Raw genomic sequence first — 13614 nt, 5'->3', positions numbered from 1 at the left:
TGCTTTAAGCACGGGCCAGCATGCGTTCCAATGCATAAATCGCATTTTCTGAAACAACTTCATCCACTTTGATGATATTTTCAGGATTTCCTTCCATTATGTTTTCCAATGACCAAAGGAGATGGGGTAAATCAATTCGATTCATCGTCAAGCACGGGCACATATATGGATTCAGTGAAACGATTTTTTTATCGGGGTGCTGATTCATTAATCTTTTGACAAGATTCATTTCCGTCCCGATTGCGAAGGACGATCCGGGTGGAGCCTGTTCAATCGTTTCTATGATATATTTAGTGCTTCCATTCAAGTCGGACTGCTCGACTACTTCGCGTCGGCATTCCGGGTGGACGATGATTTTCATGTCAGGATGATTATGCCGGATGTCTTCTATATTCTTCTCTGTGAAATTCTCATGCACCGAGCAATGACCCTTCCAGAGGATCACCTTTACTTTTTCAACGTCACCATCATAAATTAGTTCGTTTTGAATGGGGTCCCAGACAGCCATCTCATCTAAGGGTACTCCCAGGTCGGCAGCCGTATTACGTCCTAAATGCTGGTCAGGCAAGAATAGGATTCGCTCCTTCTCCGAAAGTGCCCACTTCACCATTTTATGAGCGTTGGATGACGTAACCGTAGCTCCTCCATTTTCCCCTACAAAGCTCTTGATCGCTGCAGTCGAATTAACATAGGTAAGGGGGAGGATACTGTCTCCGAAGACTTCTATCAGCTTTTGCCATGCTCTTTCAGTCTGATAAATATCCGCCATATCCGCCATGGAACACCCTGCCCTCATGTCAGGCAAAATGACCGCTTGATGATTTTCCGTTAAAATATCGGCCGTTTCTGCCATAAAATGCACACCACAAAACACGATATATTCCGCTTCCTTATTCTCCGCCGATATTTGGGCGAGCTGAAGGGAATCCCCCACGGCATCAGCAAATTGAATCACTTCGTCTTTTTGATAATGATGCCCGGGTATGAAAAGCTTCTTCCCCATTTGCTGCTTGATTTCCCTTACTCTGCTTTCCATCTCATCGGTAGAAAGGCTCGTGATCGACTCAGGTAAAACGCCCGTTTCTTTCGTTAATTCATCCAATAATCCCATGTTCAAACCCCTTCCCTACTCCTGCTTTTGCACTAATATCAAGTGATTTCACGGAATGCGTCAAATATCCAAGGGAGATATACTGAACTCCTGTTTCCGCATAAGCCCTTAGATTCTCCCTCGTAATTCCCCCCGATGCTTCAGTCGCAATATGAGAAGGCACAAGGGGAGCCCACCTTCTGATTGTGTCCGGGCTGCAGTTATCGAACATGATGACATCAGCCCCGCTTTCGATTGCCTCCATCAACTGCTCTTTTGTTTCAATTTCCACTTCCACTTTCACCATATGACCGATTTGATTTTTCACTTGCCTGACTGCCTCTTTGATGGAGCCTGCGAAGGAAATATGATTATCCTTTAGCATGATGGCATCATAGAGACCATTACGGTGATTGAAACCACCACCGATTCTGACGGAATACTTCTCAAGCATCCGTAATCCCGGTGTCGTTTTCCGCGTATCGCAGAGCCTTACCCCTGTGCCCTTTACCAGTTCGACGGCACGGTGCGTTTCTGTTGCAATTCCGCTCATGCGCTGAATCAAATTCAGGATTACTCTTTCCCCTTGCAGTAAATCCCCCATGGGACCCTTAATATCAGCAATCCTTTGTCCTTCTTCCACGTAATCCCCATCTTCCACATACAACTGAACCTGAATCGAAGGGTCAAACAAAGAAAACCCGATTTCCACTACATCCCTGCCACAAAATATCCCATTCTCTTTCACCAAAAGGGAAAAGGATCCTTCATGACCTTTTCTAAACAGTATCTCAGATGACAGATCCCCGTCCCCGAGGTCTTCCCGGTAAAACCCTTCAAGCATAGATTTTAGTTTCATTTTGTTCATGATATTCCACCCTCAATCGACCTTCATTGTTTTGGAGAATGATTTTTCGTTTGAACCATTCATCGTTATTTTCCTTCGGGAAATCCGCCCGGATATGTCCTCCCCTGCTTTCAGTCCGTAATAATGCTGACTCTGTGATCATTCTGCTGACGATCCACATGAAGTACGTCTGAATTTCTTCTCGTGAATTAAAATCCAGGTGCTCTTGAAATGTAAGCGGCTGATTCTTTAACCATTTCAAATGAGTAAGCAAATCTTCATCATTCCGGATGATTCCAACACCATTCATCATTCCTGCTCTTATATCATCCGTTTGGAAAGGAACGGAAAGCGATATTCCCTCTTTCACTTCATCAACAGGGGGAGTGAGATGAGTGGAGCATTCCGCACCCTTTGCCAGTAAGAAATCCCCCAGTCGGTCACCATACACCAATCCTTCCAGTAATGAATTACTTGCCAGTCGATTGGCTCCGTGAATACCGCTGCACGCAACCTCTCCAATGGCATACAGCCCGGGGACATTGGTCCGTCCTACATCATCCGTCACGATACCTCCCATGATAAAATGACAACCTGGCGAAACAGGAATCACCCCGTCCTCGATTGAAATATCATGTTTCAAGCATAAACTGGAAATAGAAGGGAATTTCAAGGGGAAATCTTCTATTCTTCTAATATCCAAGTACACATTTCTTCCCATCTGACGTTCTTTGTAAATGCACTCAGCCACAACGTGCCGGGGAGCAAGTTCCATAAGGGGATGGACTCCCTTCATGATCCTATTCCCCTCATCGTTTACGAGAAGGGCACCCTCCCCTCTTACAGCTTCTGAGATGAGTCCGCATGTTTTCCCGTTCAGCCAAAGCAGAGTCGGATGAAATTGAATGAATTCCATATCTGATAGCTTTGCCCCTGCAAGAAAGGCTAGCGCCATCCCATCCCCGGTAACGGCAGGATGATTGGATGTAGAAGGATATATACCACCGATCCCTCCAGTGGCGAGAACGACATGGGGAGCATAATAATGATGGATGCTATCTTCCTTATCCTTCGTTTTCACCCCACAGCATTGGCCCCTGTCATCCTTGACAAGCTCGTAAACCATTTCTCCTTCTACGAATTCGACCTTTTCCCTTGAAAGGGAATTCAACAAATATTCCACTAAGTATTTCCCTGTCTGATCCCCACCACTGTGAAGAATGCGATGTTCGCTGTGGGCACCTTCCATTCCAAGAGACAGGCTACCATTCTCTTTTCGATCAAATGGGGCACCATCTTTCACAAGTGATTCCACCATTCTTTTTCCATCTTCTATGAGTCGCTTCACGCCATCTTCATCCTGATGATAGCGTCCTGCTTCCAATGTATCTTTAAAATGGGCATGGACAGAATCCTTCAACCCTAAAGGTGCAGCAATACCTCCTTGAGCGAGGTACGAGTTGCCACTTTTAATCTCATCCTTTGTGATAATCATCACATAAAAAAGATCTTGAAGCCGGCGTGCCAATTGCAGTGCAGCAATGCCACTTCCAACGATAATAATATCGGCTTTTTGCATCAAAAACCCTCCTGATTATTTACAGGTGTCTTGACACATATATTTACACATATTTAAACTAATGACAAGAGTTTTTTACAAGACTCATATATTCAGATAATTTAAATAAAGGCAGGTTACATGATGAACTATTTTGATTACGCTGCTTCGACTCCTGTTGATGCTGAGAGTTTACGTATATATCAAACGGTAAGTGAAGAGTTCTGGGGTAATCCGAGCAGCCTTCACGATATCGGGGGAAAAGCCCAAAATCTCCTTACGAAATGCAGGGAAACATTGGCGGCGATGCTCGGTGTACCGGCAAAAGGAATCTACTTCACCTCCGGAGGGACGGAAGGGAACCATCTGGCTCTCGTCACACTTGCCCTAAGTAGACGGACGAAAGGAAAACATATCATCATCGGGGGAGCGGAGCATTCATCCCTGCATTCTTCTGCAGGCTTCCTTCAGGATCTCGGCTTTTCGGTGACGAAGGTTCCTCTGGATTCTAAAGGGTTAATCGATATTGACCGATTAACAGCATCTATTTCGGACCAAACGACCGTCGTGAGCATCGGCCACGTAAACGGTGAAATCGGAACGATCCAGCCTCTACATGCCATCAAGGATTTACTGAGAAGCCGTGACATCCTCTTTCACAGTGATATGGTTCAATCGTTCGGGAAAATAGACCTTACGGAGTTCACCTCCGCAGTCGACAGCTTTACCATTTCATCTCATAAAATCTACGGTCCTAAAGGGGTAGGTGCACTGTATATCAATCCGGCCCTGGGCGTCACCCCCATGATCCCTGGACAGACCCATGAGGATGGATTCCGGGGAGGGACGGTGAATTTACCGGGAATAGCGGGATTTGTATCGGCTGCAGGGAGTCACATTGAGTCCTTTGCAACACTTCATTATCAAAATTTGAGAACGGTTTTTTTAACACAACTAAACGATCGATTACAAGGTCTCTATACCCTTTATGAAGGTCCCATGCATGCTCAATTGCCACACGTCATCGGCCTTGGTGTTCACGGCATCGAGGGGCAATGGCTCATGCTTGAGTGCAACAGGCACGGCATGTGCATATCCACCAGCAGTGCCTGTAGTGCAGGATCACAGGATATGTCTAAGACACTTCAAAGCATGGGTGTCAGTCAAAGAGCAGGAAAAGAATTTATCCGGATTTCATTCGGAAGGGACACGAGTACAGAACAGGCAGTGGCACTCGCGCACCTATTATCTGACATCCATGCAGCCCATACATCAGCCTTAACTTGAAGCGCCGGTTATGGTATGATTTCCTATATCAATTGGACGGAGGAGATAACGTTGGCAGGAAAAAAAATCCTCGGGGAAGAAAGAAGACAGGTCATCCTCGATAAGCTCATCACGGAGCAGGCACCGATCACAGGTGGTGACCTCGCCAAGGAAACCAATGTGAGCCGACAAGTAATCGTAAGTGACATTACACTACTAAAGGCTAAGGGTGAACCCATTATAGCCACGAGTCAGGGCTATTTGTATATGCCTGCCTCAAATAAGGATTTCTTGATAGAAAGGACGGTTGCCTGCAAGCATTCACCCGATCGATCAGAAGAAGAACTCTTCTTACTTGTAGATCACGGAGTCACCGTCAAAGACGTCAGGATCGAACACGGTGTTTACGGCGACCTTACCGCTTCCATCATGGTATCCAACCGTAAGGAAGTCGAGCAATTCATGAAGAAGATTGAAGAAACAGGTGCAGCCTTTCTTTCCGAATTAACCGATGGTGTCCATTTACATACATTAATGGCCCAAACGGAGCAAAAACTTGATAAAGCAGAACATGCGCTAGAGGAAGCGGGCTTTTTGATTCAGAGTGAACATTGACAGTGGCCATAAGAAAAGGCAGAATCCAACAGGATCCTGCCTTTTTTCATTTATCGAGCAAGTATGAAGAATATGTACCGATCATTTTCACCTTGCAGCCGAGAGCCTCCATTTCACTGATGGCCCCGGGAAGTAGGACATCATCCATTTCATGGGCCACATCAATTAAGAAGAAATAATCCCCTAATCCTGTTTTCAGCGGTCTTGATTCAATTTTGCTCAAGTTCAATTGCCTCCAGGCGAAAGTTGAGAGGACCTGATGGAGCGCACCTGAACGATCTTTCGGAAGGGTCACCATCAACGTCGTCTTCTCCATGCTTTTTTCCTGGGGAATGGCCAAAGGATCGACCGTTTTATGTAGTACAATGAATCTTGTATGGTTATAGGCAAAATCATGGATGTTTTCGTGCAGGATGTTCAATCCATATTTCTCTGCTGCCAGCTCGTTTCCGATAGCGCCAAGATATGTCTCAGGATGTTCACTGACATATTGAGCAGCCGCAGCCGTACTTGTCGTTTGTTCAAGAGCCGTTCCACGAAACTGCTTATGTAGAAATTTGTGGCACTGTGCAAGGGCGTGAGAATGAGAAAGAATCTTTTGTAAATTTTCTCCGCTTCCTTTCCAGTCAGGATGAACCATTAAGTGCTGCTGTATCGCAGACGTTAACTCCGCTACGATGGCCAGATCCGCTTCGTGGAACAAATAGTCCACGGTAATATGTACCGATCCTTCCAGGGCATTCTCTAGAGGTACGACGGCATAATCCACTTCACCCTCGATCACCGCTTCAATGCAATCGGGAATCGTTACGTAAGAAACGGTTTCTTCTTCAGGAAAAGCCTTCTTGACTGCTAAGTCTGTAAAGGAAGCCTGTGGTCCCAAGTATGCAATTTTCAATCCGATCTTCCTCTCGCTCTTTTGAAATTTATTGAACATTCTAACACGGATAGGTGGAAAGGGGAAGGATTTCTTATAAAAAAAGAAGCGTCAGGCTCCAGAACCCAACACTTCTACTTTCTCCACAAATTCTAATCTTCTTAGCTTTGAGAGTAAGTCCTCCAATCCGATCGTAAGGTCCGTCACGTTCAATGAGAGAGTCACATTGGCTCTACCCTGCAACGGGATCGTCTGATGGATCGTTAGAATATTACAACCATGCTTGGCTGTTTCACTTAATAAATGAGACAGTGTCCCAGACCGGTCCTCCAAATGAAAGAAGAGCGTGATGATCCGTTCCTTTACCACTGTGTGGAATGGAAACACGGTATCCCGGTATTTATAAAAGGCACTTCGGCTCAAATCGACGCGGTGGACCGCTTCCCATACTGAATCCGCCTTGCCCCTTTCAATTAATTCCTTAGCGTCCAGGGTTTTCTTCATCGCTTCCGGCAGCACGTCTTCACGTACCAAGTAGAACTTGCCTTCTTGAAATTTTTTCCCCAATGACTATTCCTCCAATTATCTAGCTGTAGAGGTCAGAGGCAGCATGCCCCTTTAAAAACCGCTTTCGCTTTCTATTGTAGGCAGGTAGCGGCAGTCGCCACCTGCTATCTGTCTGAAATAGGTGAAGGATGAACTTAATCTACAAATTCGAACTCGTATTTTATTAAGCGGATCGTATCGCCATTTTTGGCACCACGTTCACGAAGGGCATCATCTACACCATAAGAACGAAGCTGTCTGGCGAAACGTCTTGCCGAGTCTTCACGGGAGAAGTCCGTCATTTTGAACAAGCGTTCAATTTTCGCACCTCCGACCACGAATGTCCCATCAGGATCACGCGTGATTTCGAATTCTCTTTCTTCCTCTTCATGCTTGTAAAGAACGCGGTGAATGCCCGTCTCTTCTTCTTCATGGATCGGGAATTCAGCAGTTGTTTCCACTTTATCCGCTACGGCATACAACAGCTCAGAGAGACCTTGTCGAGTAACTGCTGAAATCGGGAACACAGGATAATCTTCCTGAAGTTTCTCTTTGAAGATCTTCAGATTCTCTTCCGAATCCGGCATGTCCATCTTATTTGCAACAATAATTTGAGGACGCTCGGTTAAACGAAGATTGTACTGTTTAAGCTCTTCATTGATCGTCAGATAATCCTCGTATGGATCTCTTCCTTCCATTCCACTCATATCAATGACATGCACGATGACGCGCGTACGTTCAATATGACGAAGGAACTGATGACCGAGACCGACACCTTCATGGGCACCTTCGATCAATCCAGGCAGATCGGCCATGACGAAGCTTCTTCCGTCTCCCGTTTCAACCATGCCTAGATTCGGAACGATCGTAGTGAAATGGTACGAAGCGATTTTAGGCTTAGCTGCTGAAACAACGGAAAGGAGTGTGGATTTCCCGACACTAGGGAATCCAACCAATCCTACATCAGCAAGAAGCTTTAATTCCATCACGATATAGCGCTCTTGACCCGGCTCCCCTTTTTCAGAAAGCTCAGGAGCAGGGTTCGCAGGAGTCGCAAAACGGGAATTCCCTCTTCCTCCACGGCCACCTTTCGTAATGACGGCACGTTGACCATGCTGAACAAGGTCAGCAATCGTTTCACCTGTATCGTCATCCTTCACGACCGTACCCGGTGGAACCTTGACAACCATATCCTCCGCATTGCGCCCATGTTGATTCTTACTCATCCCGTGCTCTCCACGAGGTGCTTTGAAATGACGTTGATAACGGAAATCCATCAACGTCCTTAAGCCTTCATCCACTTCGAATATGACGTCTGCACCATGACCGCCATCTCCTCCTGCAGGACCACCTTTAGGTACATATTTCTCACGACGGAAGGCAACCATACCGTTTCCGCCGTCACCGCCCTTTGTATAAACCTTGACCTGATCTATAAACATACTTTCACTCCTAACTTATCCGTGCAATCCCCTCATCGGGCAACTACATGAATGACAAGAACCTCTTCTTGAAGCTGTTCTATTTCTATATTTTCTCCGTTTGATTGTTGATTCTTAATCCAGTCTTTTACCACGCTTGTACTCTTTAGTATACCTGTGAAATCAAATATAAAACGGGAATGTTCTTTTGTAATGTCCAGTAAGATGGATAGTTGATTTTCTACATTGTTCATTACATTTGATTCAAGGAATGCCAGGAACTCCTTGCACCAGTTGTATAGTCTTCTGTCATCAAGTCCATGTGCCGACTCGATTTGAAGGACTTCAAAATCCAGCTTAATCAAATGTCTTGACCAATTATAGGTTAATATCCATTCTGTTAATCGTGGAAGCTTTAGATTCGATAGCTTCGACTCGTTTTGTGCAACAAGGACCATTTCCTCGATCACCTGCTTCGCCCGCTCAACACGATCAAGATCCAGATTCCCTTTAATTAATTGCAAGTCATTCATCCAGTCGTGGCGGGCATGTCTCAACGCCTCGACTACACCCCAATTTTCGCTCATAATCTAACTCCTATACTTTAAGTGCTATCAGTAAGTATATCAAAGATGGGCGTGGTGCGTATATTGTTTCTGTAAAAATGGTGCAGGTGAAGTAGATTGGTTAGTCGATAATAAATGGTAAACAGGAGAAGTCGATAAAATATCCCCAAAACTCGATAATATCCCATCAAGCCCGTTCATAATCGTTTCTATTATGAATCGAAACCAATCATCCAGTACATTTTCGACCTTAAATGCCGATACCCGTGATAAAAATAAAACTCTAACCGAAAGTCGGTTAGAGTTTTCGTTAAAGATATGCGATTAAGCTTCATTCGCAACTGGGTATACGCTCACTTTTTTCTTGTCACGACCCATGCGTTCGAAACGAACAACACCGTCGGTTTTAGCGAAAAGTGTATCGTCGCCGCCACGGCCGACGTTTAGGCCTGGATAAATTTTCGTACCGCGTTGACGGTAAAGAATTGATCCACCAGTAACCATTTGACCGTCTGCACGCTTAGCACCAAGACGCTTTGAGATAGAGTCACGACCATTCTTAGTCGAACCTACTCCTTTTTTGGATGCAAAAAACTGAAGGTCTAATCTTAACATTTGTTCCACCTCCTACTTTTTGAAGGTTATTTTAATAAAATCACTATAGTCTCTTTCAATTGTTTGGAGGCTGATAAGCATGCTGTTTAACAGCAGCTGAATCTTGCCCTCTGTTTCTTCCGGAAGGTCATCAGGGATGACGCAGCGAAGGAATCCACCATCTGAGGATTGCTCAATGGCCGGTTCGACACCGGTTAAGGCCATAATGGCATTAATACTGCCGAATGAAACAGCAGAAGCACCTGCACAAACAATGTCTTGCCCATTTTCAGCAAAATCAGCATGTCCATCCATAGAGAAAGAACGAATTCTTTTCCCTGGTGAACGCTCTACGTAAACGTTAATCATGATCTCACGCCTTACGCGTTGATTTCGTCAATGACAACTTTAGTGTAAGGTTGACGGTGACCTTGCTTACGACGGTAGTTCTTTTTCGCTTTGTATTTGAATACTACAAGCTTTTTCGCGCGGCCTTGTTTTTCAACTTTCGCTGTTACAGTAGCTCCATCCACTAAAGGACTTCCTACTTTCACATCGTCACCACCAACGAATAGAACTTTGTCAAAAGTTACCGTATCGCCTTGTTCAGCGTTTAGCTTTTCGATGTAGATTGCTTGACCAGCTTCTACACGGATTTGCTTACCACCTGTTTCGATAATTGCGTACATAATCGCACCTCCTTATAAACTCAGACTCGCCAATGACAGGTGTTGGAATGCTCCACACTTTTAGTACCTGTAATGAGCGGTTGTAGCACGGGTGCTACAATCAATAACATTAGAATCCTATCATATAAATCGACATACTGTCAATAACATTCAAGAATTTCATATTATTTTCGTTATATGATAATAAGGATGATTATGAGTAATCTCCTTCATGATGATTTTTTTATTCAATGCTGTTTGTAGTCGATGCAGATGGATCCCCTGTTTCCCTGAAAACACATCTGCAACTTCCCGTGTGGCTTCCACTTCAATCTGCGAAGCCTCCCCATCACATTCCCATAACTCCCGTTCGAGCTGGAAAGCCATTGACTCAGGGCTCATCTCCCTTCCTGTACCATGACATACCGAACAGGGACGGGTCAAGGAAGCAGATAGCGGCAGGCGTGTCCTCTTTCTGGTCAGTTCCAGGATCCCAAGCTTAGTAAACCCGACGATGGTTGTTCTTTGGCGATCAGAGACCAGGGCTTCTGAAAGTGAGCCCATCACCTCATTGCGATGGCTTTCCTTCTTCATATCAATGAAATCAATCAGAATCATTCCACTCAAATTACGGATCGTCAACTGTTTTGCCATTTCCTTCGCAGCAAGTTTGTTCGTATACAGAATCGTGTCTTCCAAATTGTCTTTCCCGGTGAATTTCCCTGAATTGACATCCACAACCGTCATGGCTTCAGTCGATTCTATGACAAGAAAGCCTCCGTTACCCAGCCAGACTATTTTCCTCAATGCGGTTTCCCATGCAGAGTGAACACGATAATACTTAAAGATATTTTCGTGACCTTGATAAAGTTCGAAACCCCACTTTGCCCGGATCTCTTCCCCACTCATTTCCTCCGCTTGAAGCATGCTGTCATAATCATCAAAGACAATCTTACCTCCCTTCCCTTTTTTTAGATGTTCGTAGAGATCTTCATAAAAGGTGTCCTGTCTGGATATGAGGGACGGACACTTTGCCCGGAGAGAAACCTTCTCCAGACGTTCATAGAGAGACCTCAAGTGAATCAGTTCTTCCTGTAACACGGCTTCCTTCACACCCGCCGCGTTGGTACGCATCACGATGCCTTCTTCAGGGGATTTCCATTCATTCCCTAATCGCCTTAAAACCTTCCGATTCTCATCATCTACTTTCTTTGATACCGCGACATAGTGGCCCTTTGGCATATACACCATATGTTCGCCTTTCATTTCGATGACCGCCGTCAATCTGGCACCTTTTGTCCCCATCTCATCCTTTATGACCTGAACGAGGATTTTTTGCCCTTCATGGACACATTTGCCGATTGGAGTAGGATCACTTTCCCTTTGATACGCTTCCACATTTTGTGGAAAATCCTTTTCATGAAGATACCCATTCCTGCCCTGTCCGAAATCCACAAAGGCTGCTCCAAGCCCCTTCTGGACCTTGTCGACCTTTCCCAGATAGATATTGCCCGTTAAACTTTCGTCTCCCGGAGGATATGTATATAAACCGATTATTTCATTATGTAGTCGGTGTACCCATCGTTTTTCCCTGCATTTACTATGTACAATCATTTCTTCCACATCGGGACCCTCATTTCTATAATGGATGCCTGAAACAACAGAAAAAAGGGTTGGATTCAACCCTTTTTCCAGTATGCCCATACTTTATAATGTTCGTCAATAAAGGTAAAGGAGATCCTTCGTTTTCGCAGAAGTCATCTTTTCGGCGAAGAAGGCGTGGAGAAGTTCATTTTCATCAAGCTTTCCCACTTCGATTCCTTTATCGAATACCACCAGGGGATGCTTGACCCCGCGTTGAAACCGTTCCACCACAGTAATGATGGAATCATCACTTTCAATCGGTAATGGCCGTAATTGTACAAATTGATGGCTCTTTCCGTAATAACGCTCCAGTAAAAACTTCATGAAGGCGTATCTCCTCTGTTTCCAATCCACCCAAAGGGAAAAGTACAGAAATGAAAGGACAATCCATAAATTCAGATGAAGGGGAGCGGTTACAAGAACAATCAGGTGGAAAAAGAGTAATAAACCAAACGAAAAGAGGAGCGTGTATTCATACGCCCTCAAATAATTAAACTTCATGGCAAGCAGCAGGGAAACCATCTTCCCTCCATCCAAAGGCCATATGGGAAGAAGGTTAAACAATAACACCATCATATTCAATTGAAAGAAAAGCGTAAATGAATCCTGACTGATGACCCCAATTGACAGGAGACCATAGCCAAGGGCAATGAGCCAAATATGCTGAAGCGGTCCCGCCGCCACGACCCAGAACTCTTCTTTTAATGAACGGTTTCCATGCTCATCCATCTCAGCCACCCCTCCAAAGGGTAACAAGGCGATTTTCTTGACTCTCCAGGAAAAGGATTGTGCCATCATTCCGTGTCCCAATTCATGTATGGTGATGATGATGAGCAGGAGGATCAGTTCAAAAAAGTGGGCCGTTAAGATGGCAATCCCGATCACCAGCCACAGCAATGGGTGTACGTAAAATTTCTTCAAAAGTGAAATGATCTTAGTCAAATGACATCACCTGTATCGGGTCGATGAATTCATCACCCATTTTAATGGCAAAATAAAATTCTCCCGTTGCATCATCCTGACTGCTTGAAGAAACTTTTCCTACAAGCGAGCCCTTCTCTATTTTTTCATACTGCTTCACATCGATTGATTCGAGATTCCCATACCAGGATTCTGATTGGTCTGCATGCTGAATGACCACCGTATTCCCAAGCTCATCCCTCTTCCCTGCAAAAATGATCAATCCTCCCTTCATGGCCGTCACATCTTCACCAAGGACGGTTTGAAGCATGATGCCCTGCCCGTTCGTCTTAAAATTCTCTACGACTTTCCCCGAAGCCGGGCGGACGTATTCAGCACTCTGTGTAGAGGCTGACTCCTTGTCCGTGTCACTGGCAGGCAATAAAGCAAGTGGTTTCCCGAACTGATCTTCATACCACGTGGAAATGGCGGCAAATTGGAACTCTGTATCCATCGTTTTCGTAACGTAAGACTTTGCTTCATTAAATACCGGTGAAGGACTCTTAAACATGATGGCCGTGATCAGCACCATGATGCCCGCCCCAAGGATCTTCAGCATGAAGGTTTCTTTCTTAAATAGGGGGTGCATGCCTTCCGGTGGCGGTCCACCCTCAAAGCTTGCCTGACGCTCCATTCCATAACGTTCCTCATCCGTCGGAAGAAAGTAAGATGAGTGTTCAGATGGACTAGAATTCCCCATTTTTTTTCGTTTGGCTATCCGTTTACGTATTTCATCCGCTCGATTCCCCATGTACACCATTCCTTTTTATAAGGTATTGTTTGATAACCATTGATCTCTTCACTCTGATCAAGAGGGGCTGGGTCTATTCCTGATGATGGGCATAGGGGTGTAAAGATCCATACCATGATTCAATTCACATGTTTTGCTACAATGTATGACTTGTCTCAGTGGAATATTCATGGAGAAAATAAAAAAGCCCCGGTAAAACGCAGCATGCGTC

The 13614-nt window shown here is 45.0% G+C and carries 15 protein-coding genes and 1 other annotated feature; of the genes, 2 read left to right on the top strand and 13 right to left on the bottom strand.

Annotation, left to right across the window (positions count from 1 at the left end; translation table 11 throughout):
- Positions 1-4: 4 nt before the first annotated feature.
- The 3 genes from nadA to nadB are packed head-to-tail and all read right to left on the bottom strand — an operon-like array spanning position 5 to position 3516.
- Positions 5-1111 carry a quinolinate synthase NadA gene (gene nadA, locus KYJ26_RS08565; RefSeq protein ID WP_219166841.1) on the bottom strand — a complete coding sequence of 369 codons (1107 nt, stop codon included), beginning with the start codon at positions 1109-1111 and terminating at the stop codon, positions 5-7.
- Positions 1095-1958, bottom strand: coding sequence for a carboxylating nicotinate-nucleotide diphosphorylase (gene nadC / locus KYJ26_RS08560; RefSeq protein ID WP_219166840.1), 864 nt, complete (start codon positions 1956-1958; stop codon positions 1095-1097). The genes nadA and nadC overlap by 17 nt, the downstream gene beginning before the upstream one ends.
- The gene (gene nadB / locus KYJ26_RS08555) at positions 1927-3516 is read right to left on the bottom strand and encodes an L-aspartate oxidase (protein WP_219166839.1); all 1590 of its coding nucleotides are present in this window, start codon (positions 3514-3516) and stop codon (positions 1927-1929) included. The genes nadC and nadB overlap by 32 nt, the downstream gene beginning before the upstream one ends.
- Before the next feature lie 120 nt (positions 3517-3636).
- Between nadB and KYJ26_RS08550 the strand changes: the two genes are divergently transcribed.
- On the top strand, positions 3637-4782 hold the full coding sequence (locus KYJ26_RS08550; protein WP_219166838.1) for an IscS subfamily cysteine desulfurase: 1146 nt from the start codon (positions 3637-3639) through the stop codon (positions 4780-4782).
- Positions 4783-4797: 15 nt separating this feature from the next.
- The gene (locus KYJ26_RS08545; protein WP_219166837.1) at positions 4798-5376 is read left to right on the top strand and encodes a transcription repressor NadR; all 579 of its coding nucleotides are present in this window, start codon (positions 4798-4800) and stop codon (positions 5374-5376) included.
- 46 nt (positions 5377-5422) lie between these two features.
- Here the strand turns inward: KYJ26_RS08545 and pheA are convergent, their stop codons facing one another.
- The 10 genes from pheA to KYJ26_RS08495 all read right to left on the bottom strand — a co-directional run bounded on the left by pheA (position 5423) and on the right by KYJ26_RS08495 (position 13403).
- Positions 5423-6274 (bottom strand): prephenate dehydratase, encoded by an 852-nt coding sequence (gene pheA, locus KYJ26_RS08540; RefSeq protein ID WP_219166836.1) that lies wholly within the window; start codon positions 6272-6274, stop codon positions 5423-5425.
- A 90-nt stretch (positions 6275-6364) separates the two neighbouring features.
- Positions 6365-6820, bottom strand: coding sequence for an ACT domain-containing protein (locus tag KYJ26_RS08535; RefSeq protein ID WP_044339521.1), 456 nt, complete (start codon positions 6818-6820; stop codon positions 6365-6367).
- A 134-nt stretch (positions 6821-6954) separates the two neighbouring features.
- A complete protein-coding gene (gene obgE, locus KYJ26_RS08530) occupies positions 6955-8241 on the bottom strand; it encodes a GTPase ObgE (RefSeq protein ID WP_098353282.1) in 1287 nt (428 codons plus the stop codon).
- 32 nt (positions 8242-8273) lie between these two features.
- Positions 8274-8807: a Spo0B C-terminal domain-containing protein gene (locus tag KYJ26_RS08525; protein ID WP_219166835.1), complete on the bottom strand. Its 534-nt coding sequence runs from the start codon at positions 8805-8807 to the stop codon at positions 8274-8276.
- Between the two features lie 303 nt (positions 8808-9110).
- On the bottom strand, positions 9111-9401 hold the full coding sequence (gene rpmA / locus KYJ26_RS08520) for a 50S ribosomal protein L27 (protein ID WP_044339518.1): 291 nt from the start codon (positions 9399-9401) through the stop codon (positions 9111-9113).
- A 12-nt stretch (positions 9402-9413) separates the two neighbouring features.
- Positions 9414-9749 (bottom strand): ribosomal-processing cysteine protease Prp, encoded by a 336-nt coding sequence (locus KYJ26_RS08515; protein WP_219166834.1) that lies wholly within the window; start codon positions 9747-9749, stop codon positions 9414-9416.
- Positions 9750-9760: 11 nt separating this feature from the next.
- Positions 9761-10069, bottom strand: coding sequence for a 50S ribosomal protein L21 (gene rplU, locus KYJ26_RS08510; RefSeq protein WP_034757222.1), 309 nt, complete (start codon positions 10067-10069; stop codon positions 9761-9763).
- A 12-nt stretch (positions 10070-10081) separates the two neighbouring features.
- Positions 10082-10161: a sequence feature (ribosomal protein L21 leader region), on the bottom strand.
- Positions 10162-10228: 67 nt separating this feature from the next.
- The gene (locus KYJ26_RS08505) at positions 10229-11662 is read right to left on the bottom strand and encodes an Rne/Rng family ribonuclease (protein WP_257474951.1); all 1434 of its coding nucleotides are present in this window, start codon (positions 11660-11662) and stop codon (positions 10229-10231) included.
- A gap of 105 nt (positions 11663-11767) precedes the next feature.
- Entirely contained in the window at positions 11768-12634 is an 867-nt protein-coding gene (locus KYJ26_RS08500; protein WP_219166832.1) for a M50 family metallopeptidase, read from the bottom strand.
- The gene (locus tag KYJ26_RS08495) at positions 12627-13403 is read right to left on the bottom strand and encodes a peptidoglycan DD-metalloendopeptidase family protein (RefSeq protein WP_219166831.1); all 777 of its coding nucleotides are present in this window, start codon (positions 13401-13403) and stop codon (positions 12627-12629) included. Before KYJ26_RS08495 ends, KYJ26_RS08500 begins: the two co-directional genes overlap by 8 nt.
- Between the last annotated feature and the right edge of the window lie 211 nt (positions 13404-13614).

This window comes from Rossellomorea orangium (assembly GCF_019334305.1).
In the GTDB taxonomy this organism is placed as follows: Bacteria; Bacillota; Bacilli; order Bacillales; family Bacillaceae_B; genus Rossellomorea.
The sequence above is the reverse complement of the archived record's forward strand: the minus strand, read 5'-3'. Positions and strand labels throughout refer to the sequence as shown.

Bases quoted from the DNA above. Each gene is read 5' to 3' on its own strand.
- nadA (WP_219166841.1), bottom strand. From the start codon at position 1,111: ATGGGATTATTGGATGAATTAACGAAAGAAACGGGCGTTTTACCTGAG.
- nadC (WP_219166840.1), bottom strand. From the start codon at position 1,958: ATGAACAAAATGAAACTAAAATCTATGCTTGAAGGGTTTTACCGGGAA.
- nadB (WP_219166839.1), bottom strand. From the start codon at position 3,516: ATGCAAAAAGCCGATATTATTATCGTTGGAAGTGGCATTGCTGCACTG.
- KYJ26_RS08550 (WP_219166838.1), top strand. From the start codon at position 3,637: ATGATGAACTATTTTGATTACGCTGCTTCGACTCCTGTTGATGCTGAG.
- KYJ26_RS08545 (WP_219166837.1), top strand. From the start codon at position 4,798: ATGATTTCCTATATCAATTGGACGGAGGAGATAACGTTGGCAGGAAAA.
- obgE (WP_098353282.1), bottom strand. From the start codon at position 8,241: ATGTTTATAGATCAGGTCAAGGTTTATACAAAGGGCGGTGACGGCGGA.
- KYJ26_RS08525 (WP_219166835.1), bottom strand. From the start codon at position 8,807: ATGAGCGAAAATTGGGGTGTAGTCGAGGCGTTGAGACATGCCCGCCAC.
- rpmA (WP_044339518.1), bottom strand. From the start codon at position 9,401: ATGTTAAGATTAGACCTTCAGTTTTTTGCATCCAAAAAAGGAGTAGGT.
- KYJ26_RS08515 (WP_219166834.1), bottom strand. From the start codon at position 9,749: ATGATTAACGTTTACGTAGAGCGTTCACCAGGGAAAAGAATTCGTTCT.
- rplU (WP_034757222.1), bottom strand. From the start codon at position 10,069: ATGTACGCAATTATCGAAACAGGTGGTAAGCAAATCCGTGTAGAAGCT.
- KYJ26_RS08505 (WP_257474951.1), bottom strand. From the start codon at position 11,662: ATGATTGTACATAGTAAATGCAGGGAAAAACGATGGGTACACCGACTA.
- KYJ26_RS08495 (WP_219166831.1), bottom strand. From the start codon at position 13,403: ATGGGGAATCGAGCGGATGAAATACGTAAACGGATAGCCAAACGAAAA.